Genomic DNA, 24,133 nt, shown 5'->3' on the forward strand with positions numbered 1-24,133 from the left:
TAGATTCAATCATATGTAAGGGGTTTAATAAACCCCTTACATATGATTTATATTCCAACATCTTGCAAAAAAGGTATTTAAGAGAAGTCTCCAGTATGACTCGGAGCTTACTTCTTCGAAATTTTAGTAAAGTCGAAGGTGATGCTGTAACCTGCAGCTGCCTCTTCAAATCCTATTAAATTATCCCTTATTACCCAGAAATCCAATGGTTGATAGAGCAGAGCAAAGGAGCTTTTCTCGATCCAATATTCCTGAAGTTCCTTGTAAAGTTCCAATCGCCGTTCGTCGTTTAATTCCAATCCTGCTTTCTCCGCAAGATCAGCTGCATGATCGTCGTACCACATGGTCCTCCAGGCAAGTTGCTTTACCCTGTAGTTTGCGAAGGGCTTTGCCAAGGCATCCGGGTCCGGATAATCAATGCCCCATCCTGCCAATATCATTTGATGTCCCTGCTGCCTGAATTTAGCGTACATTTCAGAAGCCGGCATTGTTGTCACCTTGGCTTTTATCCCCACTTCCGCGAGGTTGGATTGGATAAGCACGGCTTCATCCATTCTGATTTGAGTCGGATTCGTCAAAAGTTCGACTTCAAAACCTTCAGGGTACCCTGCTTCTTTCAATAATTGCCTTGCCTTTTCTACATCCTTTTTGTACGGGTTCATCTCGATATAACCAAAGTAGCCGATGGGAATAAAGTTTTGGTTAAGTACGGCAAACCCCTTGAGCACTGAATCAATTATCGCATCGTAATCAATCGCGTATTTGACGGCTTTGACAACTCTCTCGTCCTTAAAGGGCCCCCACTGGGCGTTCATGGCAACGTATTCATTGGACTGAGACGGGACTGTTACCAATTTAACGCCCTTTTGGGGCGAATCTCTGAGCTGGGCAGCCTGTTCCGTCGTAACCCTCCAGGCCACATCGACATCGCCTTTTTGCACAAGGAGAAACTGAGTCGTCGCTTCAGGCACGTCTTTAATATATATTTGTTTAATAGCAGGTTCACCACCCCAATAGTGCTGATTAGCGCGAAGCAAGATGTGATCATTTCTCTTCCATTCGACTATCTCATAGGGCCCCGCGCCTGCTCCTGCAGATTTATCCTGGAGGAAGGCCTCTCCAAAGTCGCCGTTTGTTTCGTTTGCCATGACGACTTTCTTGTTTACAATTCCTCCCCAAGAGCCTCCTAAAATAGAAAGGATTATATTCGGGGCGAGGGGTTTGGTCTTTAAAACGACAGTCCTATCATCTTCTTTTAGGATCGTTTCATTCATATTTTCCTTTGTTAAACCAATTTCCTCCAACAACCATGCAGGCGACTTTCCAATGCTAAGAAGCCTTTGAAAGGAAAAGATAACGTCGTCGGCTGTGACGGGATCGCCATTGGAAAAGCGAGCGTTTTTTCTAAGATGAAATACATATTTCGTGCCGTCTTCCAGGATGTCCCAGCTTTCTGCCAAGGCCGGTACGGGAGTTAAAACTCCATTAACCGGTTGTATATGGGTTAGCCCCGAATAGCCTGCCTCCGTTATTTGTGCCGCAAAGGTCTCGTAACAAACGGCCGGGTCCAGTGAAATTAATATCTGCGTATCAGCAGCGATAACTAATGAATCTTTGGGAATCGCTGCAAAAGAAGCAGAGGCAAACAAAAAACAACTCAGAAACGCCAAACACCACACCATAACCCTTTTCCTCATTCACTTATACCTCCTCAACTGATAGGGTATCGTTATTTTACCAAGACATTATAATCGGTGTCAAAAACACTAAATTTCCAGAAAGATAGGGACGGCTTCTCTGGTTTCGCGCAGTTTCATTCAAAAGAAAACCGTCCCCGAAATATAAGATGCCTATAAATAAAATAAGGAATTATTGTTATAACCTAATTCAATTCCAGATATTTTTTGGCCAGCAGCACGTATGTCGCCACGCCTTGCCACAAGACATCTTCATCCACGTCAAATTTGGGGTGATGGTGAGGATATATTATACTTTTCTCTTCGTTTCTGATGCCAAGTTGAACAAATACGCCGGGAATTTTTTGCGAATAGAAGGCAAAATCCTCGCCACCCATAGTCATTTCGGCTTCTTCCATTGGTCCAAGCACACATAAAGCTCCTATGCCAACATCTACAAGGCCTAAGTCGTTTACGGTTTTGTCATCACCAAGGTCTCTAGACAGGTATTGTACAAAATTGAAGATAAAAAAGTTGAAATTACTTGACACGTTTGAAACTCAAGTTTATAATTTCAAAATTATTAAATTCTGGTTTGGAGGGATCGTCATGTCTAAATTTGTAAATTGCGTAGTGTGTGAAGGAAAGGTGGAAGTATCCGATGAACTTTTAGAAGGGGAAATTATTACCTGTCCCGACTGCGGGTCTGAACTGGAAGTGATTTCTTTGGATCCCTTAACGGTGGCAGAAGCACCCGAAGTGCAGGAGGATTGGGGAGAATAATGGCCAGGGTCTTCATGTTCTATTCCCGTCTCAGGGCTGAGGAGAAAATGATAATTGAGGCAGCAAAGGCAAGAGAAATTCCATTAGAATCGATTGTCGTCTCCGACTTGGCCTGGCCCAACGATATCTGTCAAAGGAAAGATGTGGCCCTATGTCGCTGTATTGGACACAGGCAAAATCTTGCGTTGGCGTTAACGTTAGAGGCAAAGGGCGTAATCACGATAAACCATTCCGACGTCATGAATACATGTTCGGACAAAATCGCCACTTCTTCGAAGCTCTCCATAGCAGGCATTCCCCAACCCGATTATGCTGTGGCCTTTTCGCTGGAGGGTACACTAAAATGCGTTGAAAAAATGGGATATCCCGTAGTCTTGAAACCCCCTGTCGGCAGTTGGGGAAGGCTTTTGGCAAAAGTCAACGACAAGGATGCGCTGGAAGCAGTAGTCGAACATAAGCTGCACTTGGGTTCGCAGCACAGCGCAATTTACATTCAAAAATATGTCGACAAAAATGGATTCGACATAAGGGCCACCATAATAGGAGATTGTCCCGTATCAGCCATAAGAAGATGCAGCAATCATTGGATTACGAACACAGCAAGGGGCGGCGAGGCACAAAGCTACCCTTTGACCGATGACCTTAAGAAATTGCTTGTTGATGTTCAAAGGGCTATCGGTGGAAAATTACTAGCCGTCGATGTGTTTGAGACCTATAACGGCTATCTCGTGAACGAAGTCAACGGCCAGCCGGAGTTTAGAAGCTCTCACGAAAGGGTAACAGGCGTTGATGTTGCCGGAAAGATAGTCGAGATGGCTTGGACATTGGCTCAAAAGAGTGATGAAAATGACTTTTAAGGCAGCGGTATGGGGGGCAAGCGGAATGGCAGGCGGGGAGGTTCTGCGAATATTGGCCCGACATCCCGATATAAAAGTGGAATGTGCCGTCTCAAAGAACAAAAATGGACAATTCATATGGCAGACACACCCTCATTTAAGGGATGAATATGGCGATTTAACATTTTGCGACCATGATGAGGCATTTTTAAAAGATACAGATATCGCATTTTTAGCAGTCCCTCACGGCACAGCCGTGCCCGTCATCGAAAAATACTTGGAAAAAGGCACGAAGGTAGTAGATCTGTCTGCTGACGTTAGGCTTTCTTCTGCTAAAGATTATGAAAAATGGTACGGGTCGCCTCATCCAAACCCGGATTTATTGATCCGTTCAGTGTACGGTTTGCCCGAGCTCCATGGAAAGGAAATCGAGGGGTCAAATTTAGTGAGCGGAGTAGGTTGTAACGCAGCCTGCTGTATATTGGGGCTTTTCCCCCTCGCAAGAGAGGGCTTGATAGAGGAAGTCCGAATCGAAGTGAGGGTTGGATCATCGGAAGCCGGTGCAATACCGACCGTCGGAACCCATCACCCCTACAGAAGCAGGACGTTAAGAGTGTATGAACCTTTTAGGCATCGCCACTTGGCTGAAATCTTGCAGGAACTTTCCCTTGAGGAAAATGCGGTAACGATGACGATGACAGCCGTGGAAATCGTCCGGGGTGCACAAATGTTGGCTCATATTCGATTGTCGAAAAAAGTGAGAGAGGGAGAAATATGGAGGCTCTACAAGAATGCTTATAAGGACAAGCCCTTTTTGCAGCTTTGCCCGGCCAAACCCGCTCATCTCAGGTTTCCCGAACCAAAGATGGTGACGGGTAGCAATCAGGCAATGACCGGTTTTACCCTCCACGAGGACGGGCGCAGGATGTTGGTAGTTACGGCCATAGACAACCTGATGAAAGGGGCAGCAGGAACGGCTGTCCAGGCATCCAACCTGATGCTGGGGTTAAACGAAACCGAAGGACTTACCATGATGCCCGTTTACCCCGTGTAAGCAACATGACTCACTGAAAGGAGAAAGGACAGTGAAGTATCAAAACCTTAGTTCCATTAAAAGGGGAGTAGTAAAGATAGGGGGAGCAAGCGGCAATAACCTTGAATATCTCGTCAAGGAACTTTCTGAAAGAGTAAAAAGGGGAGAAGAGTGGCTTCTTGTTCATGGCGGAAGTTCTTATATGGATAATCTGTCGAGGGCTTTAAACATGACCCCAAAATACGTCGTAAGCCCTAGTGGTTTTAGAAGCCGCTTCATAAATTCGACCGATCTGGAATTGTTTCGAGCTGCATGCTCTGTATTTTCCGTACAACTTGTTAGCTCCTTCGGTCAACAGGGGGTTAATGCCGTCCCGCTTTATCCGCCAGACAACATATCCGCCGTTGCTAAAAGAAAGGATGTCCTACGGGTTACAGAAAATGGCAAAGTGCGTTTAATCAGAGGCAATTGCAGCGGATTTATTACGTCCTTTCGAAACGATAGTATCTTTGCATTGTGGGATTTAGGTGCACTTCCCGTCTTGCCTCCTCTGGCTTATGACGAGAAAGGTAACGGTGTCTTGAACGTCGATGGGGATCGCATGGCTGCTGCAGCAGCTGTTTCTCTTAAAGCAGAAGTATTGGTCATATTAAGCAACATTCCGGGATTGCTTCAAGATCCAAACGATACTTCCACGTTGATTAAAATGTCGGCGCTCGAAGACTGGACCGAACTGGAAGGCTATTCTCGGGGAAACATGAAGCGCAAACTGCAAGCGGCAAAAGAAGCGCTCGAAGGCGGAGTCAATTCGGTTTTTATAGGAGACAGCAGGCAACAAAATCCGATAAAGACGATATTCTCTGGAGGAGGGACGCACTTATGTCGGAGCTTTACGGAAGCCGCGGTATAACTTTAACATACGGGAATGGTGCAATAATCAAAGATAACGAAGGAAAAGAATATATAGATTTTTATTGCGGCAGTGGAGCTGCGCTCTTCGGACATTGCCATCCCTACCTTGTTAAAACATTAAAAGAAGCATCGGAAATGCCGTGGACGGTAGGGATAGGCATGGGATCGGAAAAGAGAAATAAGTTCATGGAATCCTTAAAACAGATATTTCCGGACAGAGAATGCTTCTTCTGCAACAGCGGATCTGAAGCAGTGGAGGCTGCACTTAAACTTGTCACCTTTTTAAACACGAATAGAAAAAAAATCCTTGCCCTGCGCCGAAGCTTTCACGGACGCACGCTTGGGGCTTTGTCTTTAACCTTTAACCCTCTTTACAGAAACCCTTGGACACACGTTCTTTTGCCCATAACCCATTTAGAACCAGAGGAACTGCCGTCAACGATAGATGAAGATACCGTTGCGGTATTTGTAGAGCCCGTCAGGGGGGAAGGCGGAGTCTATCCCCTCAAGAAGGATATTGGGAAGAAGATAACTGAGGCGTGCAAATTGCACGGAGCTTTGCTCGTCAGCGATGAGGTTCAATGCGGTTGGGGAAGGTGCGGCGATTATTCAGTAAGCGAACAGTGTGGTCTTGATCCTGACATAATATGTCTCGCAAAGGGTGTGTCCGGAGGTTTTCCCGTAGGGATGATGCTGTGGAAGGAAAAGTTAGGCGGCTTTCCTACCTCGGGGCACAGTTCAACATATGGAGGCAATCCTCTTGCCATGGCTTTGGGGCTAGCTACTATATCATTATTGCAAGGTGAAGGCTATATGCAAAAGGCGGTGGAATTAGGTAGCTACTTCAGAGGTCTATTACAAAAAATTGACTCGCCGCTTATACGTGAGGTGCGAGGAAGGGGGTTGTTGAACGGAGTGGAGCTTTCCATAAAATCCATACCCTTAGTCAAAGCACTTCAGGATAGGGGTGTACTCGCCCTTCCGGCCGGACCTTTTGTGGTGAGATTTTTGTCACCCCTGACGTCTACGACAGAGCATTTTGAAAAAACAGCTGACATCTTTAAAGCTGTATTGAAAGAGAAGGAAAAGGGAGATGTCTGCTGAAAGAAATTTGCTCTTCGATCTGGTTTCAATAGCCAGCGCAAGTTACAACGAAGCCGAGGCGTGTGATTATCTCAATGCCCGCCTCCCTTCTTTGGGGTGGGACAGGTCCTACATAGACGATGTGGGCAATGTCGTGGCCACGAAAGGGGAGGGCGATAACGAAATAATCCTTCTCGGTCACATTGATACAGTTGAGGGCGGACCAAAGCCCAAAGTAGAAGACGACACCCTATGGGGGAGGGGTGCTGTCGATGCAAAGGGGCCCCTTTGTGCGATGGCTTTAGCCGGCGGCAAGGTAAAACTTGCACGAAACTGCAAATTGACCCTCATTGCCGCCGTCGGAGAGGAATCTGACTCACGGGGCATCCTTTACAGACTGTCGCTCCATAAGCCTAAAGCCTGCATCGTGGGAGAGCCGTCGAACACTCGGGGAATAACCATAGGCTATCGCGGTTGTATTAGGGTAATCCTCAAGGCAGAGGACGGCGGAGGCCACAGAAGCGCCGACGCAGGTCCCCTTACCAGCGTTACCCTGGCAGCTTCGGAGATATTAAATCGATTGCGCTCAAATGACCAATCGGGCAAATCCATTGCATATGATCCATCAGGGGCTGTCGTTTATATGTGGGGAAGGGAAGAGGGGCAAAGAAGTGCAAAGGTGGAGCTCGATATACGCATTCCCATCGGAGGCGCCCTAGAAGAATACCGCTTCTTGGTCGAGAAGATATGCGAAAAATATGAGGTAGAACATGACGTCATCCTTGCTATACCCTCTCACGTGACGGACAAAAACAACATAGTCGCAAAAGCCTTTCGCACAGCCCTGAGACGACAAAAACTGGAACCCCGCGTTGTCGTCAAAAGCGGAACGGCTGATTTCAATCATGCAGCTGCTTGGGATTGCCCTATGATCGCATACGGACCCGGCGACAGCACCCTAGATCACACTATGACCGAACATATCGTCTTAAGTGAATATTTAAAATCTATCGACGTTCTCGAAACTGCGATAGCATTGATCTCTTCTTATGTGTCAAGTGGGGTATGATTTTTGTGATAAAATAACAGAGAAGCGAGGTGATAACCATGTTTGACAACAACATTGAAGTCTTCGTAAAAGGCATAGCTGTGGACGAGGACAATAACCATATTGTCATGCTCAGTGACAAGGAGGAAACTAAAGTCCTGCCTATCGTCATCGGACCCGTTGAAGCTATGGCCATTTTAATGAACTTGCAGGGCGTAACGCCCAGTCGCCCACTTACTCACAACCTCTTAAGAAACCTATTGGACCTTTTGGGCGCGGAGGTGGAGCAAGTCATAATCAACAACATTAAAGACAATGTCTATTATGCTAACCTTTATCTTAGGCACAAAAGCTACACATATGAAGTTGATTCTCGCCCCAGCGATGCAATCGCCCTTGCCGTCGCCTATAACGCACCAATATACATGGACATAAAGCTGACGGAGTTTACCGTAAATTCTTCTGATTTAAACGTCGGACACAATTAACCGACTTAACACACGCCAAACATTAAGACAAAAGATAAGCTTAGCAACATTATAGAAAGTTAATTCAGTTAATTTTTTACATAATGTCTATTCTTTAAGGACAGGACTTTCTAAAACCTTTAAACTTAAAATCCTGTCAACTCTAAAAACCCTTTCTCCCTGTCTGGAGTTGCAAAATGCCCGTACTCCTATGTATTTTTTCTCTTTATATTCCATCTCTCCGACTTCAAAGGGGGTTATGATTCTTTTGCTTTTCTCGTTATTTGGCTTAAGGTAAACGATTTCCAAAGCCAAATTCTCGTTTATGGCCTCCCTAATTCTCTCGATCTTGTCGTCTAGGGATTGCATCTCCTCAGCCTTACTATATTGGCACTCCGTCAAGAAATGCACCACGTTCCAGTCCATCCAGATATGTTCTTTCTTGATGGGTTTTTTTAGTATGATTCCCTCCAGAGAAGTGCAACGGCTCAAAGCAACATAAACTTGGCCATGGGCAAAGGCCCCGCGTCCAATGTCAATGATGACCTTATCGAAGGTCTTGCCCTGGCTTTTATGTATCGTCACTGCCCAGGCAAGCATCATTGGATATTGCCTGAACTTGCCTACGGTTTGAGATTTCAGCTTATCTCCGTCTACGTAAAAGTCGTAAATCTCCCAGGTGTGAGGGGTCACTTCGACCTCCCTTCCGTCTGAAAGCTCTACCACTATGACGTATTCCTCTTGATCGTCCTCTAAGACGTCTTTATAAATCTCGATAATTTTCCCGATACTTCCGTTTACCCACCTGCCCAGGGAGTCGTTGTTCAAAAGCATAATTTGGGCTCCCTCTTTTACCTTAAGCTCCAAGGCCGTCGGCAGATATTCGTTCCCAAAATCGCCTTTAATAGCGCCTTTAAAAACATGAGTCATGCCTTTTAATTGGAAAAGGTGCTGCTCATTAATTTCTTCCGCACGTTTATTTGTTGTGGTCAAATATACGAAGAATTCTTCAGGATCGGGCTCGAAGTCGGGCATTACGCGGCTGTTCAGTAGCTCCATATCCTCATCTGTTATGGTCTTGTTGCGAATTGCTCCTAGCAAATCTATGAACTTCTGGTCGTGCTGGCGATATATCTTATCCAACTCCACAAACTCCACATCCAAGGTCTCAAAGGCCTTGGCACTGTAAAAATAAGGTGTCTTATAGAGGGTCTTAAAGACATCTCTTTCGTTTTTCGTTACAACGGGGGGAAGTTGATACAAATCTCCGATGAATACCATTTGAATTCCACCAAAGGGCAACTTGCTTTTAGGCCCATGGAGCCTCAAAAACTTGTCGACGCAGTCCAGTAAATCAGCTCGAACCATGGAGACCTCGTCTATGATGATCGTATCTATCTTTTTGTAAATGTTCGTCGCACCATTGGGAGAACGAGACTTTTTAATCTGGTCGGGAGTAACGTTGGGCTTAAAACCGAAAAATGAATGGATGGTCTGACCTTTGACGTTCAAGGCAGCAACGCCGGTGGGGGCTAAAACCACGACTCTTTTTTTCGTCTTCTGTTGAAAATAAGACAGTAATGTGGACTTTCCTGTTCCGGCACGGCCGGTAACGAATACGTTTTTATCGGAATTTTCCATGAGATCTAATGCTTTGCGAAAGTCTTCGTTCAATTCTATTTTTGACATCTAACCTCAAACCTCTGCATTTCCTTAATTTTGAGTTAATCATAACATGACAAAAACTAAAATTTAAGGCATAACGAGGACAAAATATACCAAAAAGAGCACATGTTACCCATGTGCTCTTTTTATGTTACATCCGAGAGTTTAGCAATCTCCTTTAATTCATTGGGCCTCAAAACATAGTCTTTCAATGCCCAAAAGTTTGGCGGGTATAGCTCCGGTTGTTCCATAAATAAAAGGTTTTACCCCTCTGTTATCCATGGTCTGAAGTATTCTATCGAGTGTGCTATTCACTAGAGTCGAGCCGGTAATGAGACAGACTCTGCACTCCCTTGCGATCTCATCAAGCGCTGTGTCACCGTCCAATACTCTCACTCCAAAGACATCTTTTCCTATGTTATGAGGGTTTAAGTCACATAATTTTACCCTTTCTTTCCCCAAAACTTCCGCCATATGTTTAATAATTGCCGGTTGATATCCTATTACCCCAACTTTGGCTGAGGGAGCTAATGTCTCGCTTATAAATTCCGCCATTTTTCGCCCGCAACGGTCTGGAGCTTTGTCTTTGCAGTGAATGGTATGATCGTCCCAGCCAAGATGCCTTCCCAATGCATTAACTGTAGCCAAGAAAATAGCCCTATTTTTCTCCAAATTCAATGGCAAAAGAAGCACTTCTTCGAGAGTCCCCCTCCAACGGGAAGGCCTTGACGTAAAGGCCTGCCCCTTTTCTCCATTTAGTGTAGCCTCGATAAGCTTTTCCTCCCCGCGCTGAAGGGCAAAATCTTTATAGGGAGCAGGATCTCCAAGTGCTTCTTCAACGCCTAGGGGCTCTACGAGAACCGACTCATCCAGAAGATGAGAAAGACTTTTAATTTTTTTTAACACTATTGTTCTAACATGGAGAAGCAAATCAGAACTTTCGTTATTTCCATTGCACTTCATTACACATTTACCCCCCTATTACTTCATGTTATCTGGCGATAAAAATCCCCACTTCGTCCAAATAGGGAAAGACCTTTCGGAACGACAGAAAATCCAAAATTTGCGGACCTCCTCATTGGCTCTAACAGTGAGACCCCCCACTTGATCGACAGTCATTCCAGATAGAGGAGTATAATTGCCGCCTGCTTTTATGGCCATGCTGAGAGGGATAAACGCTATCTCGGCAGCACTTCCTTTCGCCGCGACGACGGCCTGCGGTGCATTGCCAACTAAAATAATCCTCTTTTCAGCCATCATTTTATCCCATAATCCTGCCTCATCAAGATATTGCTTTGCCAGGTTTCCATAAGCTGTTATATCGGGATTTGGCACGGCTATTTTGGACTTTTTAATATCGCTTTCACATGGAGCCTCCGAAGAAAAACGCCACATCACCAATTGCCCTATGGCAAATGCGTGAACATCGACTAGCATTCCCTTGGCCTCTAACCATTTTGGCCATCTGGGCTCGGAAGCCAAAAACATATCATATGGCGCACCCATCGCTATCTTATTTGCCAGAGGACCACACGCTTCCTTTACAAATTCCATTTTTTCTCCTCCAGCCTCGGCATAAGCTTCCATCACCTCTTCAACGCAGGGAGCTATGCCTGCTGCAACGGCAACCACATTAGCCATAACTGGCACACACCATATTGACAGGACGCACATGATAATTACAAAAACTCTAACAACTCGTTTCAATTGATTTACCCCCTCTTATATCGAATGGGACACGTGCTTATATAGTAAATTATCACAGTTAGATATATATTGCAACTAGGTTGCAAATGTGTGCCCGTTTATAGTATGACTACTGATCGATTTTGTTCTATATAGAAAAAGTAGTATACTTAAATTTAAAAGAAAGCTATCGAGGTCATGTCGCCAGGATTGTGATCCAATGCCTAATAAGTGATTATAGTCTTGTCCGCAGTCATACAAGGGCAAATGACATATAGCCAAGAAATAAATTTGTCCTGGAGGTAGTGAGTTTCTTATTGACTTCGCGGTCCTTCTTATTTAAAATGCATAAGTCCCATAAATATGGGACGATAACCGCTTGAGACGGGCTCCAAGGCAATTGCCGCCCGAGTTGCTCAGCGAGAGGAGGTAATGAGTTTGACTTATGCTATTGTAGAAACCGGTGGGAAGCAGTATCGTGTATCGCCTGGAGATGTGTTGAAAGTCGAGAAGCTGGAGGGACAACCAGGAGATACAGTGGAGCTTGATCGAGTTCTAATGATATCCGACGATCAGGAAGTAAAGGTGGGACATCCGACTATTCCCGGTGCCAGCGTGGAAGCAACCATTAAGAATCACGGCAAAGACAAAAAAGTCATCGTCTTCAAATTCAAAAACAAAACTAATTATCAAAGGTTCAAAGGCCACCGTCAGCCCTACTCGGAAATCGAGATCTTGTCCGTGAAGTATTAACTTATCTAAATATAGTGAAGTATTTCAGATTTCGGTAAGAATGATTAAAATTAGTATAGGGATAGGGAAAAAAGGGCCATTATCGGTTGAAGCCAGAGGACACAGCGGATATGCTCAAAAGGGAGAAGATGTCGTTTGCGCAGCAGTGTCGACCTTGATGCATGCCCTCCTTTTAGGGCTAAAAGAGGTCGTCGAAGCTAAAGATGTAGTTTTCGATATCCAAGATGACGTACCTTTGTTTTTCCTCTCTTGGAACAAAGGTACCCTTGAAGATCCAAAGGCGAAGGCGGTAATAGAAACAGTGCTGGGCAGCTTAAGGTCCATTGCCCATTCCTATCCCGGGTATGTGCAAATTGTGGAGGTGAGTATAAATTGATCAGGTTCGATATACAGTTGTTTGCGCACAAAAAGGGGCAGGGGAGCAGCCAAAACGGCAGAGACAGCATTAGCAAGAGGTTAGGAGTTAAAAGGTACGACGGGCAAGTCGTGGATGCCGGTAACATCATCATCCGCCAGCGCGGTACTAAAGTTCATCCCGGACAAAATGTAGGGCTCGGCAAGGATTATACTATTTTTGCTCTTAAAAAAGGAGTAGTTAAGTTCGAAAACAAAAGAAACAGAAAATACGTGAGCGTAATTCCCGTTGAAGAATAGGATAAAATAGGTTTGACAAATACGCGAATAGGGGCCTTGTCATGTCAGGTCCCTATTCTATTATTACGGGTGATGTAAATTGAAGTTTATCGATAGAGCGGAAATTATTGTTCATGCCGGTCATGGCGGCAAGGGATGCATGAGTTTCAGGAGGGAAAAATACGTCCCTAAAGGTGGCCCCGATGGCGGAAACGGAGGAAGAGGGGGAAACGTTTACATAAAAGCCTCTGACAAAATTCAAACCCTCGAAGATTTTACCTACAAAACCCAGTTTAAAGCTCAATCAGGCCAAGATGGAAGAAAGAGAAATCAGTCCGGCAAGGATGGAGAGGATCTAATAATAGAAGTTCCCTGTGGGACGATCGTTTGGGACGCAGAGAGCGGCGAGCCCTTGGGTGACTTGGTAGATCCTAGCGACAGCTTGTTAGTTGCCCTTGGAGGAAGAGGGGGAAGAGGAAATGCTGCTTTTTCGACGCCTGTCAACCAAGCTCCCCGCTTTTCCGAAAAAGGGGAAGAGGGTCAAACAAAACATCTTATATTAGAACTAAAGATACTTGCCGACGTGGCGATAATAGGGCTTCCGAATGTGGGAAAATCCAGTTTGTTGGCTAGTTTATCAAATGCGAAGCCTAAAATTGCCGATTATCCTTTTACAACCATAAATCCCAACCTTGGCGTTATACAGGAAGGTGATTTTCGCATAACTTTGGCGGATATTCCGGGGTTGATAGAAGGCGCATCGGAAAACAAGGGATTAGGTCTCTTGTTCTTGAGGCATATAGAGCGAAGTCGTTTCATATTACATGTTTTGGACGTATCATCTCATTCGATCGACAACATAGAAGAACAATGGATAATTCTTCGTGAGGAGATTTCAAAATATAACGATCAAATACTCAAAAAACCTTCTTTGCTGGTGGCCAACAAAACGGACCTGATTGATGACGCCTCTTTTTTGGATCAGGTTGCAAAATGGGCCGAGAAGTCAAAGCAAGAGATTTGCTTTACAAGCACTATAACGGGAAAAGGAATAAAAGAACTGGCAGAGCTGTTATTACAGAAACTTTCGAAATTAACCCCCGACAACAGGAGGCTTTATCCCCTAAAACATGCCACCAAGTCAGAATTTTACCGCGATTCAGACATAAGGATAGAGATCCTTGCAGAAGGAAAATATAAAGTCATCAGTCCATATCTTGAAGAACTAGTAAAACGATATGACTTTGGCCAAGAAGAGGCGATTTTGCGTTTCGGTAAGATCATTGCCAGATTAGGAGTAGAGGAATTGCTGGACAAGATGGGAGCAAAAGAAGGAGATACCGTTTGCATAGGTGATTTGGAGTTCGAATATGAACCCGATGTCAAATGATCGACGAAGAAAGGGGAGATATGGTCTTGCCTCAGAGGCGATCCAATTTTATGAGCAGACTTAAAGTTGGCATCATGGGAGGCACCTTTGATCCCATTCATTTCGGGCATTTGGTTATTGCAGAAGAGGCCTATATATCGCTCAACCTGTCAGAGGTGATATTTGTACCAACGGGCAATCCTCCCCATAAAAACAATAAAATGATAACGTCTGCAGAAGATCGCTATATCATGACCTGTATGGCCATAGTCGATAATCCTCATTTTAAAATATCTAAAATTGAGATCGAACGCGGAGGACCATCGCATACCATTGACACGTTAAGGGAAATGAGACATTGGTATTTGCCGAGGGAGGTAGAATTTTTTTTCATAACAGGCATCGATGCCGTATTGCAAATGCCTTTATGGAAGGAACCTTACGAGATCGCTCGCGTTGCCCATATAGTTGCAGCTTCAAGGCCGGGTTACAATGTCTCGCAATTGGAGTCATTGCCGGAGGAGATAAAGCGGGCAGTGATACCGCTGGAAATACCGCTGCTTGCCATATCGAGCACAGAAATAAGAAGACGTGTCGCGGCAGGGCAGAGCATAAGATATTTTTTGCCCTGGACCGTGGAGCATTTTATATATAAGAGAAACCTTTATTCATTAGAGGGAAGGTGACCTCATTTGACGAAATTGAAGCTCGCACTTTTGATAATGGCTATGGTCGTTGCAACCGTAGGAGGAGCTTACGTTCGTCTATACGGCTATTTTTCGCCTAAAGTAGAGTCAATAAAAGAGAGCGTTCAACACGACGAAAAAACGGGGAAGATAAATATTTGCATAGTAGGCAAAGACAACACCGAAGATTCCCATCGTGCCGATACGATCCTCTTCACTACGCTGGATCTTGACAATAAGACAGTTCAAGTTTTATCCATCCCCAGAGACACCAGGGTCCAAATTCCTGGTCGCGGTTGGGATAAGATCAATCATGCCTATCCCTATGGGGGGATAGAACTACTGAATAGAACGCTCATAAACTACCTAGGAATGCCAATCCATTATTATATCGAATTGGACTATAGCTCCTTTCCGAAGATAGTAGACCTGTTGGGAGGAGTCGATATATACGTCGAAAAAAGGCTTAAATATGTCGATAAAGCAGGTGGCCTCTACATAGATATCCCTCAGGGTTTACAACACATGGATGGAGAAACTGCATTAAAGTTCGTTAGATTTAGACATGACGCATTAGGCGATATAGGGAGGATTAAAAGACAACAACAATTCATGAAGGCACTGCTTCAAAAGATCGCCAATCAAGCCGTTAGCACGAAAATGCCAACGTTTTTGAAGGAAATATTACAGGCACTTCAGACTGATTTGCCGGCCGAAGAGGCACTTAAACTGGCAATGTACTTCAGAGACATGCCACCACAGAATATAAGATTTTTCACGCTGCCAGGCAAGCCCGCTGTTTTATCTGGCGTCAGCTACTGGCTGGGCGATGTAAACAGAGCTTTAGCGATGCTTTCAGCTCCAATAAACGAAGAAGAACAAGAAGATGGCAATGCGATGAAAGATATGGCCACATCACCCGAGAAATTGATAGAAGAGGGTAAAGAGCAAATCGACAGAAATACGATAGCTCGAAATATTACTTGTAGGGTAGCTGTATTAAATGGTGATGGGACCGCAGGACTAGCAAATCAATTCGCAGCCGCATTACAACGGTATGGTATCGATATAGCATATAAAAGTAATGCCCGACACTTCGACTATCACTATACATCTATATTGTATCCAAGGAATCTCGAGAGGGAATCGAAGATGCTCGGTCAGTTGCTTGGCATTTCCGACGCTCTGGTAAAGCCAAGCGATAGCACAACCACACCTACAATCATTATAGGACATGATTACAAGTCCATCCTCGCAAGGCTGGAGAGCGGTTTGAGGTAAAGGCTGTATGTAGTAAGCTGGATAAAGATGAGGTATAATAAAAATTAAAGAATGGTGACAAATTTATTTAAGGAGGGGTGATTGGACATCAGCAAGGCGAGCGAAGGTGCAATGGAAAAATACGGATGGATTGCAAAGGTTTTAGCCTCCAAGAAAGCCCAAGATATTATTTCTATAGATATCAGCGAGGTTTCCGGGTTCGCCGATATCTTTTTCATCTCAAACAGCAATTCAGAGAGCCATATGAAAGCCCTTTTAGATGTCATAACGGATGCGCTGGATGAACGCCAAATTACTTATGCAGTCGAAGGCAGAGACAGTAACTTGTGGCGTTTGATAGATTGCGGCGACGTAATCATTCACATCTTCAGTCAGGAAGGACGAAAATTTTACGACTTGGAGCGCATCTGGGGAGATGTACCTATACTACATTACGACGAAGACGGAGAACCTGTAGCGGTACTTAACGCATAGAAAGCAATATTAAATATCAATATTATTATTATTAAATATCAAGCAGTAATAATATTAGCAAGCATTAACTTCTGCTATAGGCAAGTAACACATAAGACCAGGATCAGAAAAAGAGCACCTGGTCTTATGTGTTTTTCATAGTGTCCTATAATGTATCTTATGTTACATTGGATCGAAATTCAAAGCTTTTATCAAGGGTTATAAATCAAAACTAAATCTGCTCTATCATAATCACCGCTCATATTCATGTTTACTGTAGAGCTTCGATCGTGTTTCTTGCAATTCCCAAAAAGCTTCCAACGTCTAATGACGCGCCGCCAATCAAAGCACCATCAATATCTTTCTGTTCCATCAAACCCTTTGCATTATCGGGTTTTACGCTTCCGCCATATAGGATTCGAATGCCCTTGGCAGCTGTGGAACCAAACCTTTCTTCGATAAATTTTCTTATATATGCACATACGCTTTGAGCATCCTCATCGCTGGCCTTACGGCCCGTTCCAATGGCCCAAACAGGCTCATAGGCTATAACTATATTGTCTTTGATATTTTCGTACTCTCTGAGGCCTCTCAAAGCCTCCTCCAGCTGTCTTTTAACTACGGATTCGGTAATTCCCTCATCCCTTTCCTCGAGCGTCTCCCCAACGCACAGCACGGGCTTTAGTCCTATCTCTAAAGCTTTGATCATCTTCTTCCCGATCGTCTCGTCCGATTCGCCAAATATGTGACGCCTTTCACTATGTCCAAGGATCACATATTTACACCCTACTTCCATTAACATTTCCCCGGCTATTTCGCCTGTAAAGGCTCCGCTATCCTCCCAATGCATGTTTTGAGCACCCAAGGAAAGGGAGATATCCGCCGAAGCAATTTCTCTACCAGCGGTCTCTAAACTGACGAAGGGCGGGAATATACCGAGTTCTACTTTGTTTTCTTTTAAAAACCCTTTAAGAGACGTATCTTTTGCTATAGCTGCAAAAAGCTCGACGATAAATTCCTTCGTCTCCTTGGGTCCTTTGTGCATCTTCCAATTGCCTGCAAGAAAAGGAACTCTTCTCATGGTTGATCCTCCTTAATTAAAGTCAAGCGGAGCACTTTTGGCGCTCCGCTTGCGTGATCTTCCCTAATCTTCTAATTTTTATTCACCCAACAGGGGCTCGATACCGGGAAGCATCTTACCCTCCATAAACTCAAGGCTGGCTCCGCCTCCCGTGGAAACGTGAGACATTTGATCGGAAAATCCGAGCATATTCACGGCCGCAGCGGTGTCTCCCCCACCGACAACTGTGTGTCCGCCATTTTTAGTGACTTGTGCTACAGCAAATGCCACCTTTTCGGTACCGGCTCTGAAGGGCTCTAGTTCAAATACTCCCATAGGACCGTTCCAAAAAACTGTTTTTGCTTTGCCTATTATCTTGCTAAAATTATCAATGGACTTTGGTCCAATATCAAGGGCCATCATGTCCTCCGGTATTGGCGTCTCAAGATTTACGACAGATGTCGGCACATCGGCTTTTACGTCTGGCGCTGCGACGGAATCAACGGGAAGATGAATCTCAACACCCCTGGAACGGGAAAGCTCAAGCATTTCCTTAGCATATTCCAGTTTTTCTACTTCACACAAAGATTTTCCTATTCCATATCCCCTAGCCTTTAGGAAGGTATATGCCATGCCTCCGCCTATGATGATGTGATCAACCTTGGAAATGAGGTTCTCGATAACTCCTATTTTATCCGACACCTTGGCTCCCCCTAAGATAAGTACATAGGGATGAGCCGGATTGTCCCTTACAAGGCTGAGGGAATCGATTTCTCTTTTTACGAGAAAACCTGCAAAGGACGTCAGATAATCGACCACCCCACGTGTAGAAGCATGTGCTCTATGGGCAGCGCTAAAGGCATCCATTACGAAAACCTCAAAGGGCTTTGCAAGCTCTTTCGCAAAGCCGGGGTCATTTTTAGTCTCCCCCTTATAGAAACGTACATTTTCCAAGACGAGCACTTCTTTTTGTTGCTGAGAGGCAACTGCGCGTGTTACTTCTTCGCCAATGCAATCTGGAATAAAAGTAACCTTCCATCCGGTCAATGTCTTTAAATGCTCTGCTACGGGCTTAAGCGAGAACTGCGGATCCCGTCCCTCTTTAGGGCGACCTAAGTGGGATACCAGAGCGAGATGGGCTCCGCTATTTCTCAAAAACGTTAAAGTATCGAGGTGTGCTTTAATGCGCGTGTCATCGGTAACGACACCGTCCTTCATAGGCACATTAAAATCGACCCTGACTAGAACTTTTTTACCTGATACGTCTTTGGAGTCTGGGATCCTCAATTTCATATGCAACCACCTGCCTGACTAGAGCGATTTTGCAACGTAGTTTGCCAAATCGACCAGCCTGCAGGAATAGCCCCATTCGTTGTCGTACCATGCAAAGACCTTAACCGTGCTGTCTATTGCCATCGTTTGATTGGGCATAAAAATAGCAGAATGGGGATCTCCTATGAAGTCAGCGGACACCAAAGGACCGGGTTCGTAGGCGAGAATGCCTTTCAATTCTCCTTCCGCGTATTTTTTCATTGCTGCATTGATTTCTTCAACTGTTGCCGGTTTCTTTAATTCTGCAACCAGATCCACGATGGACACATCAGGCGTAGGAACGCGGAGCGCAATTCCGTTAAGCAATCCCTTCAATTCCGGAATTACCTTGCCTATGGCCTTTGCTGCACCCGTAGATGTAGGAATTATAGAAAGGCCCGCAGCTCTGCCGCGAGCGGGGTCTTTTTTATGGGGGAAATCCAAAGTCACCTGGTCGTTCGTATAAGAATGCGCCGTAGTCATGAGCCCACGCAAAATACCGAATTCCTTGTGCAACACCTTAACTAAAGGAGCAAGGCAATTTGTGGTACAAGACGCATTGGAGATGATTACATGTTTGGTAGGATCATATTTATCTTCATTTACTCCCATTACTATTGTGATGTCTTCATTGCTGGCAGGTGCCGAAATTATTACCTTTTTAGCTCCTGCTGCCAAATGAGCTTTTGCCTTTTCTCCATCGGTGAATCGACCCGTAGATTCCACAACGACATCTACTCCGAGGTCCTTCCACGGAAGTTTGGAAGGGTCCGGCTCAGCGCACACCGTTATCTTATGCCCATCGATAATTATATAATCACCGTCCACTTTCACTTCGCCAGGATAACGACGATGGACGGAATCATATTTGAAGAGATAGCCCAATATCTCCGGCGATGCCAAATCATTGACGGCAACTACCTCGCATTCTTTTTGGGCATTGTATTGCATCAAAGCCCTCAAAAACAAACGTCCAATACGCCCAAAACCATTTATAGCTATTTTTTTTGTCATAATACACTCCACCTCCCGTAAGCTTTAGAAGATCAACTTGCAACCTGGTTGTTCGAAATTAGGTGCAACTTATATTATATTTTAACAGCCGTGATGGGTTATTACAAATCGAATCATGAGCCGGAAAATTCGACTTCTTCGAAACCGCCATCCAGGTCTATATCGATGATTTCTTTTATGATGTTTTCAAGTTTGTTCCATCTGTATTCTACAGTGCTTTTACTTACGGGCTTAGATAACAATTGCCCGACTTCCCGAAGAGTAGCACTGGGGTAGTTTAGTCGTACAAGCACTAGATCCTGCATATATGCAGGAAGATCGTTTATAATGCCGGACTTAACGAGCAATTTACTAATATACAGCTGTTTTTCGGCCGCTTGAAGGCTTTTTCTGATATTGGACGTGTCACAATTAACCTGTTTATTCGCTCTACTTTTAACGGATCGGATTATAAATTTTTCCTCGACCATAAGAGAGGTCTTCATAAGTTCCATGCCCGCAAGAAGCCTCGTGATGGATTCGTGGCTACGAACCTGCACCTCGTAACTGCCAGAACGATTTCTAAAAGTATTCTTTATTCCCTTGGCATTTATGAAAGCTAATAGCTTATCGCATAACTTATCATTTTTAATCCTGAAGACTAAGTGATAGCCGTTTTTAGGCCAGAATATTGAACCGCAGCTGCCAAACAACCCCCGCAACCATGCCCAAGAGGCTTTTGATCTGGAGATGTCTTCGTAAATATCAAAGGGTAAAATCAACTTTACCCGACCTTTTTTGTTTTCGGGAACTCTCATATAAGACGAAATATTAACATCCGACCATCGCGTATATTTCCAGAGCGAATAAAGCCTCCTAAAGACATACAATCGCAGCGATGCGCATATTGCATAGTTCATCTTTTGCTTGACAAAAATTCCCTCTATGATTCCTGAACATTCGGTATCGGTCCTGCTTTTATCGAAAGATACGCTATTTATCCACTCATCCCAGAAAATTGAATCGATTCTTTCCATATTTCCTTTTCCCTCGCACTTCTTGCTATCTTCATCAGACATTCGGCTAATTTAATTGAATCATGCCGGACCGCCCCTTCTTCAATCTTACATAACTCATCCTCAATTAAGTATATACCGATTTTCTTGAACTTCTCCCTTTCCTCGGGTGTTAACAACAACGGCATCGAACCTTGGGCAACATATTTTGATACAATTTCATGAGGTAAAGCCTTAGAATTGGCCACTACAAAGTCAGGAAAGCCTTTTAAAACTTTACTGATCCATCTCACGTGGTCCCATACGGTAAACCCTTCGGTTTCGTAAGGTTGAGTCATGAGGTTGCAAACATAAACAACCGGCGTTGAAGAAGTTTTAACGGAATCGGCGACTTTTTCCACAAGGAGGTTGGGTATGACACTGGTAAAAAGACTGCCCGGTCCAAGGATTATAAGATCGGCATTTTCAATTGCCTTCAACGTCTCGGGCAGTGGCTTTACGCTCTTAGGCTCAAGCCAGATATCGTCCAGGCATTTGCCGTAATTTGTGATATTCAACTCACCCTCAATTCTCTCACCGTTTTTAGTTTTTCCCACTAAAGTTACGCTTTCAGTGGTAACCGGGAGAACTTGTCCCCTTATAGCCAGCATATTATTCAATTCCTCTATTCCCTTTCTGAAGTCACCAGCTATTTCCGTAGCTGCAAGGAGAAGCAGGTTGCCCAAACTGTGGCCGGTTAATTCTCCGCGATCAAATCGAAAGTTAAGAAGCCTGTTTAAAGAACTATCATCTTCAGCAAGAGCTAAAAGGCAATTTCTGATATCACCCGGCGGCAATACCCCCCACTCCTGGCGCAAACGCCCGGAGCTGCCACCCTCATCGGTCACTGTAACGACGGCCGTTATATTTCTGGTAAAACATTTCAAACCCCTCAACAAAGCAGCCAGCCCTGTTCCTCCGCCAATAGCGACCATGTAGGGCCCCATAGAAAGCCTCTGACGCGACGCGCTGAGATAGACATCCCTATATTTTTCTTTATTTTTTTCCCTGTCTTTTGCCATACCGTCGTTAGTGGAATCAGCTGCTTTCTTAGAAAATATATAAGCCACAGCTCCACCCAAAAATGCACCGGCAAAAAAACTAACCAGCGACGACATCGCTCACTTTCTCCTTATCCTTTTCTATATCCCGATGCCTGATAATACACTTTTCTCCATCGGCCGACAGCTCTTTGGCAAGCCATTCGGAATAGGCAACGGAACGATGCCTCCCTCCTGTACAGCCAACGGCAATGTGCACCTGCGGTTTGCCCGTTTTTCGATATAAGGGAAGAATCAGCTTTATCAAACGCAAAGATTCGTTGTAAAATTTCTCAGTTTCAGTGAAATTTAACAGATACTCCTGAACCTCAACGTCTACCCCGGTAAGATTACGAAGGGGTGGGCAATAAAATGGATTTTCCAAGAATCTTACGTCAAAAACGTAATCACAGTCCGAAGGGATGCCATATTTATATCCAAAGGAGGTTATGATAACCGATGGTTCCGCATCCATCATGCCCAATGATTTTAACAAGGCATCCTTCAGCTCTTGAATACTTAAATTACTCGTGTCTATTACCACATCGGCCAACTCCCTTACGGGAGCCACCACGCTTCTCTCTTTCGAGATCATTACGCTCAAAGGTAGATCTTTGCCCAGAGGGTGCCTTCTTCTCGTCGTTTCATAACGCCTTATTAATATATCGTCACCGGCATCCAAAAAAATCACCTTAACTAAGGACACTTTGCTTTTGAGCGTCGTTATAACATCTTCAAAACCTTTAAGAAGGATGCCGCCCCTAACATCAATTACCGCAACTATACCGTTATTGACGGCTGCCTCGTGAGTTTCAAGCATGTCTATCAATTGCGGCAGTATTGCCGGCGGGATATTATCTATGGCATAAAAACCAATGTCTTCCAATATCTTTAAGGCGGTAGATTTACCACCGCCTGACATTCCTGTAATGATAATACACTTTGAGATGCCTTGCTTCTCATGCTCCTCATTGTGGTTATTGCACGGTATATCGATTTGCCTTTTATTATTCTTCCCTTCAATGTTGGACATGCCTGTCTGTTAGCACCTCCACAGCGTGCCTTAGGGTAGGAGATACGGCGGAGAAGCATTCTGTTGCCCCTTTTTCACTCCCGGGAAGGGCAACTATAACGGTCTTTCCCCTCGTTACAGCCATTCCCCTGCTCAAGATGGACATGGGATTGTTTAAAGATGTCGACCAACGCATATACTCGCCTATACCATAGATAATCTTGTCCGATATTTCTAAAATGGCCTCAGGAGTCACATCCCTTGGCGAGATACCAGTGCCCCCAGTTATCAAAATTAAATCGAGCCCTACATCATCACACCAATGCCGGACAACCCTCTGTATTTCCTCTATTTCATCAGGTACTATATCGTAATTTTTTCTCACTGCACCTATGGATTGGGAAATCTCCTCAAGGGAGGGAGCTGATGTATCTATCAGCTCTCCTTTGCTTCTTCTGTCGCTGACTGTCAAAATCCCCAAGTTGATGGGGAACCACTCGTCATATTCCATAGATAGACGTAAAAATCCACCCTTGAATATCTCAGCTTCATTGTCACTATGTAACTTTAAGATAACCTCTCCGTTGTCAAAGGAAACGAGGTTTTCGCTGTCTTCGACTCCATGAGATAGTACCAACGTCAGAGCCGACTCGTTTAAGGGCAACAAAGGCATGGGAGCGGTTATAAAAATTTTTTTTACCATCCCATCGACCATAGTCTCTCCCTTATTACCTACATGAAGATATGCCATTGTAACGTCCTTTTCGCCATCATAAATTCTTATCAGTCTCTTCTTAATCATCCTGTGCACTTTCCCTATCCTCCCAAAGGTAGTTGCCGCTTTTGCCGCCGCTTTTTTCGACCAAGCGTATTGCCTCAAAATGCATTCCCTTGTCTATTCCTTTACACATGTCATATATGGTCAGAAGGGCTACGGAAACTGCCGTCAATGCCTCCATCTCTACGCCTGTAACTTCTCTGGCAGATACTTCAGACGTTACCTTTATGCCATGGCGCAATTCATCCAATTCGCACCGAACCTTCACATGATCCAGCCTTATGTTGTGGCACAGCGGAATTATCTCACAAGTCTTTTTGGCAGCCATTATGCCTGCAAGTTCGGCGACCTTTAAAACATCGCCTTTTGGGACATCGCCCTTATCAACCATATTATATATTTTATCCGGCAAAATGATCCAACCGCAGGCTACAGCTCTTCTTGAAGTCAAATCTTTCGAACCGACATCTACCATCATAGGATGACCTGAATCGTCCAGATGCGTTCCAAAGCCCATCGC

At 44.6% G+C, this 24,133-nt stretch carries 27 protein-coding genes; 14 read left to right on the top strand and 13 right to left on the bottom strand.

Going from position 1 to position 24,133, the window contains the following annotated elements:
* Nucleotides 1–107 precede the first annotated feature (107 nt).
* Nucleotides 108–1,697, bottom strand: a complete 1,590-nt coding sequence (locus B3N34_RS04580) for an ABC transporter substrate-binding protein (protein ID WP_286975339.1) — start codon at nt 1,695–1,697, stop codon at nt 108–110.
* 185 nt (nt 1,698–1,882) lie between these two features.
* Nucleotides 1,883–2,227: a M20/M25/M40 family metallo-hydrolase gene (locus B3N34_RS04585; RefSeq protein WP_349679688.1), complete on the bottom strand. Its 345-nt coding sequence runs from the start codon at nt 2,225–2,227 to the stop codon at nt 1,883–1,885.
* Nucleotides 2,228–2,285: 58 nt separating this feature from the next.
* Here B3N34_RS04585 and B3N34_RS04590 point away from each other — a divergent pair, with 58 nt between their 5' ends.
* From B3N34_RS04590 to B3N34_RS04620, 7 genes are read left to right on the top strand one after another with little or no spacing between them, the layout of a single operon-like run.
* Nucleotides 2,286–2,459 carry an alpha-aminoadipate/glutamate carrier protein LysW gene (locus tag B3N34_RS04590; protein ID WP_009200992.1) on the top strand — a complete coding sequence of 58 codons (174 nt, stop codon included), beginning with the start codon at nt 2,286–2,288 and terminating at the stop codon, nt 2,457–2,459.
* Nucleotides 2,459–3,316: a lysine biosynthesis protein LysX gene (gene lysX / locus B3N34_RS04595; protein ID WP_286975342.1), complete on the top strand. Its 858-nt coding sequence runs from the start codon at nt 2,459–2,461 to the stop codon at nt 3,314–3,316. Before B3N34_RS04590 ends, lysX begins: the two co-directional genes overlap by 1 nt.
* Entirely contained in the window at nt 3,306–4,349 is a 1,044-nt protein-coding gene (argC, locus tag B3N34_RS04600; RefSeq protein WP_349679689.1) for an N-acetyl-gamma-glutamyl-phosphate reductase, read from the top strand. The genes lysX and argC overlap by 11 nt, the downstream gene beginning before the upstream one ends.
* Nucleotides 4,350–4,380: 31 nt before the next feature.
* A complete protein-coding gene (locus B3N34_RS04605; RefSeq protein ID WP_286975345.1) occupies nt 4,381–5,238 on the top strand; it encodes a [LysW]-aminoadipate kinase in 858 nt (285 codons plus the stop codon).
* Nucleotides 5,208–6,344 carry an aspartate aminotransferase family protein gene (locus B3N34_RS04610; protein ID WP_286975347.1) on the top strand — a complete coding sequence of 379 codons (1,137 nt, stop codon included), beginning with the start codon at nt 5,208–5,210 and terminating at the stop codon, nt 6,342–6,344. The genes B3N34_RS04605 and B3N34_RS04610 overlap by 31 nt, the downstream gene beginning before the upstream one ends.
* Complete coding sequence (locus B3N34_RS04615; RefSeq protein ID WP_286975348.1) at nt 6,334–7,392, top strand: M20/M25/M40 family metallo-hydrolase; 1,059 nt, start codon at nt 6,334–6,336, stop codon at nt 7,390–7,392. The genes B3N34_RS04610 and B3N34_RS04615 overlap by 11 nt, the downstream gene beginning before the upstream one ends.
* 38 nt (nt 7,393–7,430) lie before the next feature.
* Nucleotides 7,431–7,859 (top strand): bifunctional nuclease family protein, encoded by a 429-nt coding sequence (locus B3N34_RS04620; RefSeq protein ID WP_009200998.1) that lies wholly within the window; start codon nt 7,431–7,433, stop codon nt 7,857–7,859.
* Nucleotides 7,860–7,946: 87 nt separating this feature from the next.
* Here the strand turns inward: B3N34_RS04620 and B3N34_RS04625 are convergent, their stop codons facing one another.
* The 3 genes from B3N34_RS04625 to modA form a co-directional block, all read right to left on the bottom strand.
* Nucleotides 7,947–9,527 carry an AAA family ATPase gene (locus B3N34_RS04625; protein WP_286975351.1) on the bottom strand — a complete coding sequence of 527 codons (1,581 nt, stop codon included), beginning with the start codon at nt 9,525–9,527 and terminating at the stop codon, nt 7,947–7,949.
* Nucleotides 9,528–9,686: 159 nt separating this feature from the next.
* Entirely contained in the window at nt 9,687–10,466 is a 780-nt protein-coding gene (locus tag B3N34_RS04630) for a Rossmann-like domain-containing protein (RefSeq protein ID WP_286975353.1), read from the bottom strand.
* A gap of 18 nt (nt 10,467–10,484) precedes the next feature.
* Nucleotides 10,485–11,210, bottom strand: a complete 726-nt coding sequence (modA, locus tag B3N34_RS04635) for a molybdate ABC transporter substrate-binding protein (RefSeq protein WP_286975354.1) — start codon at nt 11,208–11,210, stop codon at nt 10,485–10,487.
* Nucleotides 11,211–11,621: 411 nt separating this feature from the next.
* Between modA and rplU the strand changes: the two genes are divergently transcribed.
* From rplU to rsfS, 7 genes are all read left to right on the top strand, one after another.
* Nucleotides 11,622–11,942, top strand: a complete 321-nt coding sequence (gene rplU / locus B3N34_RS04640) for a 50S ribosomal protein L21 (protein WP_286975356.1) — start codon at nt 11,622–11,624, stop codon at nt 11,940–11,942.
* A 40-nt stretch (nt 11,943–11,982) separates the two neighbouring features.
* A complete protein-coding gene (locus B3N34_RS04645) occupies nt 11,983–12,318 on the top strand; it encodes a ribosomal-processing cysteine protease Prp (RefSeq protein ID WP_286975357.1) in 336 nt (111 codons plus the stop codon).
* Nucleotides 12,315–12,596: a 50S ribosomal protein L27 gene (gene rpmA / locus B3N34_RS04650; RefSeq protein WP_009201002.1), complete on the top strand. Its 282-nt coding sequence runs from the start codon at nt 12,315–12,317 to the stop codon at nt 12,594–12,596. Before B3N34_RS04645 ends, rpmA begins: the two co-directional genes overlap by 4 nt.
* 79 nt (nt 12,597–12,675) lie before the next feature.
* Nucleotides 12,676–13,965 (top strand): GTPase ObgE, encoded by a 1,290-nt coding sequence (gene obgE / locus B3N34_RS04655; RefSeq protein ID WP_286975360.1) that lies wholly within the window; start codon nt 12,676–12,678, stop codon nt 13,963–13,965.
* 50 nt (nt 13,966–14,015) lie between these two features.
* Nucleotides 14,016–14,630 (top strand): nicotinate-nucleotide adenylyltransferase, encoded by a 615-nt coding sequence (gene nadD, locus B3N34_RS04660; RefSeq protein WP_234945419.1) that lies wholly within the window; start codon nt 14,016–14,018, stop codon nt 14,628–14,630.
* A gap of 6 nt (nt 14,631–14,636) precedes the next feature.
* Nucleotides 14,637–15,911: an LCP family protein gene (locus B3N34_RS04665; RefSeq protein WP_286975362.1), complete on the top strand. Its 1,275-nt coding sequence runs from the start codon at nt 14,637–14,639 to the stop codon at nt 15,909–15,911.
* An 81-nt stretch (nt 15,912–15,992) separates the two neighbouring features.
* Complete coding sequence (gene rsfS / locus B3N34_RS04670; protein WP_286975364.1) at nt 15,993–16,385, top strand: ribosome silencing factor; 393 nt, start codon at nt 15,993–15,995, stop codon at nt 16,383–16,385.
* Between the two features lie 250 nt (nt 16,386–16,635).
* On the opposite strand, the gene tpiA is transcribed toward rsfS, so the two are convergent.
* The 8 genes from tpiA to moaC form a co-directional block, all read right to left on the bottom strand.
* Nucleotides 16,636–17,445: a triose-phosphate isomerase gene (tpiA, locus tag B3N34_RS04675; RefSeq protein WP_286975365.1), complete on the bottom strand. Its 810-nt coding sequence runs from the start codon at nt 17,443–17,445 to the stop codon at nt 16,636–16,638.
* Nucleotides 17,446–17,523: 78 nt separating this feature from the next.
* The gene (locus B3N34_RS04680) at nt 17,524–18,717 is read right to left on the bottom strand and encodes a phosphoglycerate kinase (protein ID WP_286975367.1); all 1,194 of its coding nucleotides are present in this window, start codon (nt 18,715–18,717) and stop codon (nt 17,524–17,526) included.
* A gap of 18 nt (nt 18,718–18,735) precedes the next feature.
* Complete coding sequence (gene gap / locus B3N34_RS04685; RefSeq protein WP_286975369.1) at nt 18,736–19,749, bottom strand: type I glyceraldehyde-3-phosphate dehydrogenase; 1,014 nt, start codon at nt 19,747–19,749, stop codon at nt 18,736–18,738.
* Nucleotides 19,750–19,862: 113 nt separating this feature from the next.
* Nucleotides 19,863–20,765, bottom strand: a complete 903-nt coding sequence (gene whiA, locus B3N34_RS04690) for a DNA-binding protein WhiA (protein WP_213698028.1) — start codon at nt 20,763–20,765, stop codon at nt 19,863–19,865.
* Nucleotides 20,726–21,901, bottom strand: a complete 1,176-nt coding sequence (locus B3N34_RS04695) for a gluconeogenesis factor YvcK family protein (protein WP_286975372.1) — start codon at nt 21,899–21,901, stop codon at nt 20,726–20,728. Before B3N34_RS04695 ends, whiA begins: the two co-directional genes overlap by 40 nt.
* Nucleotides 21,885–22,856, bottom strand: coding sequence for an RNase adapter RapZ (gene rapZ / locus B3N34_RS04700; RefSeq protein ID WP_286975374.1), 972 nt, complete (start codon nt 22,854–22,856; stop codon nt 21,885–21,887). The genes B3N34_RS04695 and rapZ overlap by 17 nt, the downstream gene beginning before the upstream one ends.
* The gene (locus tag B3N34_RS04705) at nt 22,843–23,637 is read right to left on the bottom strand and encodes a MogA/MoaB family molybdenum cofactor biosynthesis protein (RefSeq protein ID WP_286975689.1); all 795 of its coding nucleotides are present in this window, start codon (nt 23,635–23,637) and stop codon (nt 22,843–22,845) included. Before B3N34_RS04705 ends, rapZ begins: the two co-directional genes overlap by 14 nt.
* Nucleotides 23,630–24,130 (bottom strand): cyclic pyranopterin monophosphate synthase MoaC, encoded by a 501-nt coding sequence (moaC, locus tag B3N34_RS04710; protein ID WP_213697943.1) that lies wholly within the window; start codon nt 24,128–24,130, stop codon nt 23,630–23,632. Before moaC ends, B3N34_RS04705 begins: the two co-directional genes overlap by 8 nt.
* Between the last annotated feature and the right edge of the window lie 3 nt (nt 24,131–24,133).

This window comes from Acetomicrobium sp. UBA5826 (genome assembly GCF_002433005.1).
Classification (GTDB): Bacteria; Synergistota; Synergistia; order Synergistales; family Acetomicrobiaceae; genus Acetomicrobium.

What these genes read in the sequence shown, in the direction of transcription:
- B3N34_RS04580 (WP_286975339.1), bottom strand. Translation starts at nt 1,697, where the DNA reads ATGAGGAAAAGGGTTATGGTGTGGTGTTTGGCGTTTCTGAGTTGTTTT.
- B3N34_RS04590 (WP_009200992.1), top strand. Translation starts at nt 2,286, where the DNA reads ATGTCTAAATTTGTAAATTGCGTAGTGTGTGAAGGAAAGGTGGAAGTA.
- lysX (WP_286975342.1), top strand. Translation starts at nt 2,459, where the DNA reads ATGGCCAGGGTCTTCATGTTCTATTCCCGTCTCAGGGCTGAGGAGAAA.
- argC (WP_349679689.1), top strand. Translation starts at nt 3,306, where the DNA reads ATGACTTTTAAGGCAGCGGTATGGGGGGCAAGCGGAATGGCAGGCGGG.
- B3N34_RS04610 (WP_286975347.1), top strand. Translation starts at nt 5,208, where the DNA reads ATGTCGGAGCTTTACGGAAGCCGCGGTATAACTTTAACATACGGGAAT.
- B3N34_RS04615 (WP_286975348.1), top strand. Translation starts at nt 6,334, where the DNA reads ATGTCTGCTGAAAGAAATTTGCTCTTCGATCTGGTTTCAATAGCCAGC.
- B3N34_RS04620 (WP_009200998.1), top strand. Translation starts at nt 7,431, where the DNA reads ATGTTTGACAACAACATTGAAGTCTTCGTAAAAGGCATAGCTGTGGAC.
- B3N34_RS04625 (WP_286975351.1), bottom strand. Translation starts at nt 9,527, where the DNA reads ATGTCAAAAATAGAATTGAACGAAGACTTTCGCAAAGCATTAGATCTC.
- B3N34_RS04630 (WP_286975353.1), bottom strand. Translation starts at nt 10,466, where the DNA reads ATGAAGTGCAATGGAAATAACGAAAGTTCTGATTTGCTTCTCCATGTT.
- rplU (WP_286975356.1), top strand. Translation starts at nt 11,622, where the DNA reads ATGAGTTTGACTTATGCTATTGTAGAAACCGGTGGGAAGCAGTATCGT.
- B3N34_RS04645 (WP_286975357.1), top strand. Translation starts at nt 11,983, where the DNA reads ATGATTAAAATTAGTATAGGGATAGGGAAAAAAGGGCCATTATCGGTT.
- nadD (WP_234945419.1), top strand. Translation starts at nt 14,016, where the DNA reads ATGAGCAGACTTAAAGTTGGCATCATGGGAGGCACCTTTGATCCCATT.
- tpiA (WP_286975365.1), bottom strand. Translation starts at nt 17,445, where the DNA reads ATGAGAAGAGTTCCTTTTCTTGCAGGCAATTGGAAGATGCACAAAGGA.
- B3N34_RS04680 (WP_286975367.1), bottom strand. Translation starts at nt 18,717, where the DNA reads ATGAAATTGAGGATCCCAGACTCCAAAGACGTATCAGGTAAAAAAGTT.
- gap (WP_286975369.1), bottom strand. Translation starts at nt 19,749, where the DNA reads ATGACAAAAAAAATAGCTATAAATGGTTTTGGGCGTATTGGACGTTTG.
- whiA (WP_213698028.1), bottom strand. Translation starts at nt 20,765, where the DNA reads ATGGAAAGAATCGATTCAATTTTCTGGGATGAGTGGATAAATAGCGTA.
- B3N34_RS04695 (WP_286975372.1), bottom strand. Translation starts at nt 21,901, where the DNA reads ATGTCGTCGCTGGTTAGTTTTTTTGCCGGTGCATTTTTGGGTGGAGCT.
- rapZ (WP_286975374.1), bottom strand. Translation starts at nt 22,856, where the DNA reads ATGTCCAACATTGAAGGGAAGAATAATAAAAGGCAAATCGATATACCG.
- B3N34_RS04705 (WP_286975689.1), bottom strand. Translation starts at nt 23,637, where the DNA reads ATGATTAAGAAGAGACTGATAAGAATTTATGATGGCGAAAAGGACGTT.
- moaC (WP_213697943.1), bottom strand. Translation starts at nt 24,130, where the DNA reads ATGGGCTTTGGAACGCATCTGGACGATTCAGGTCATCCTATGATGGTA.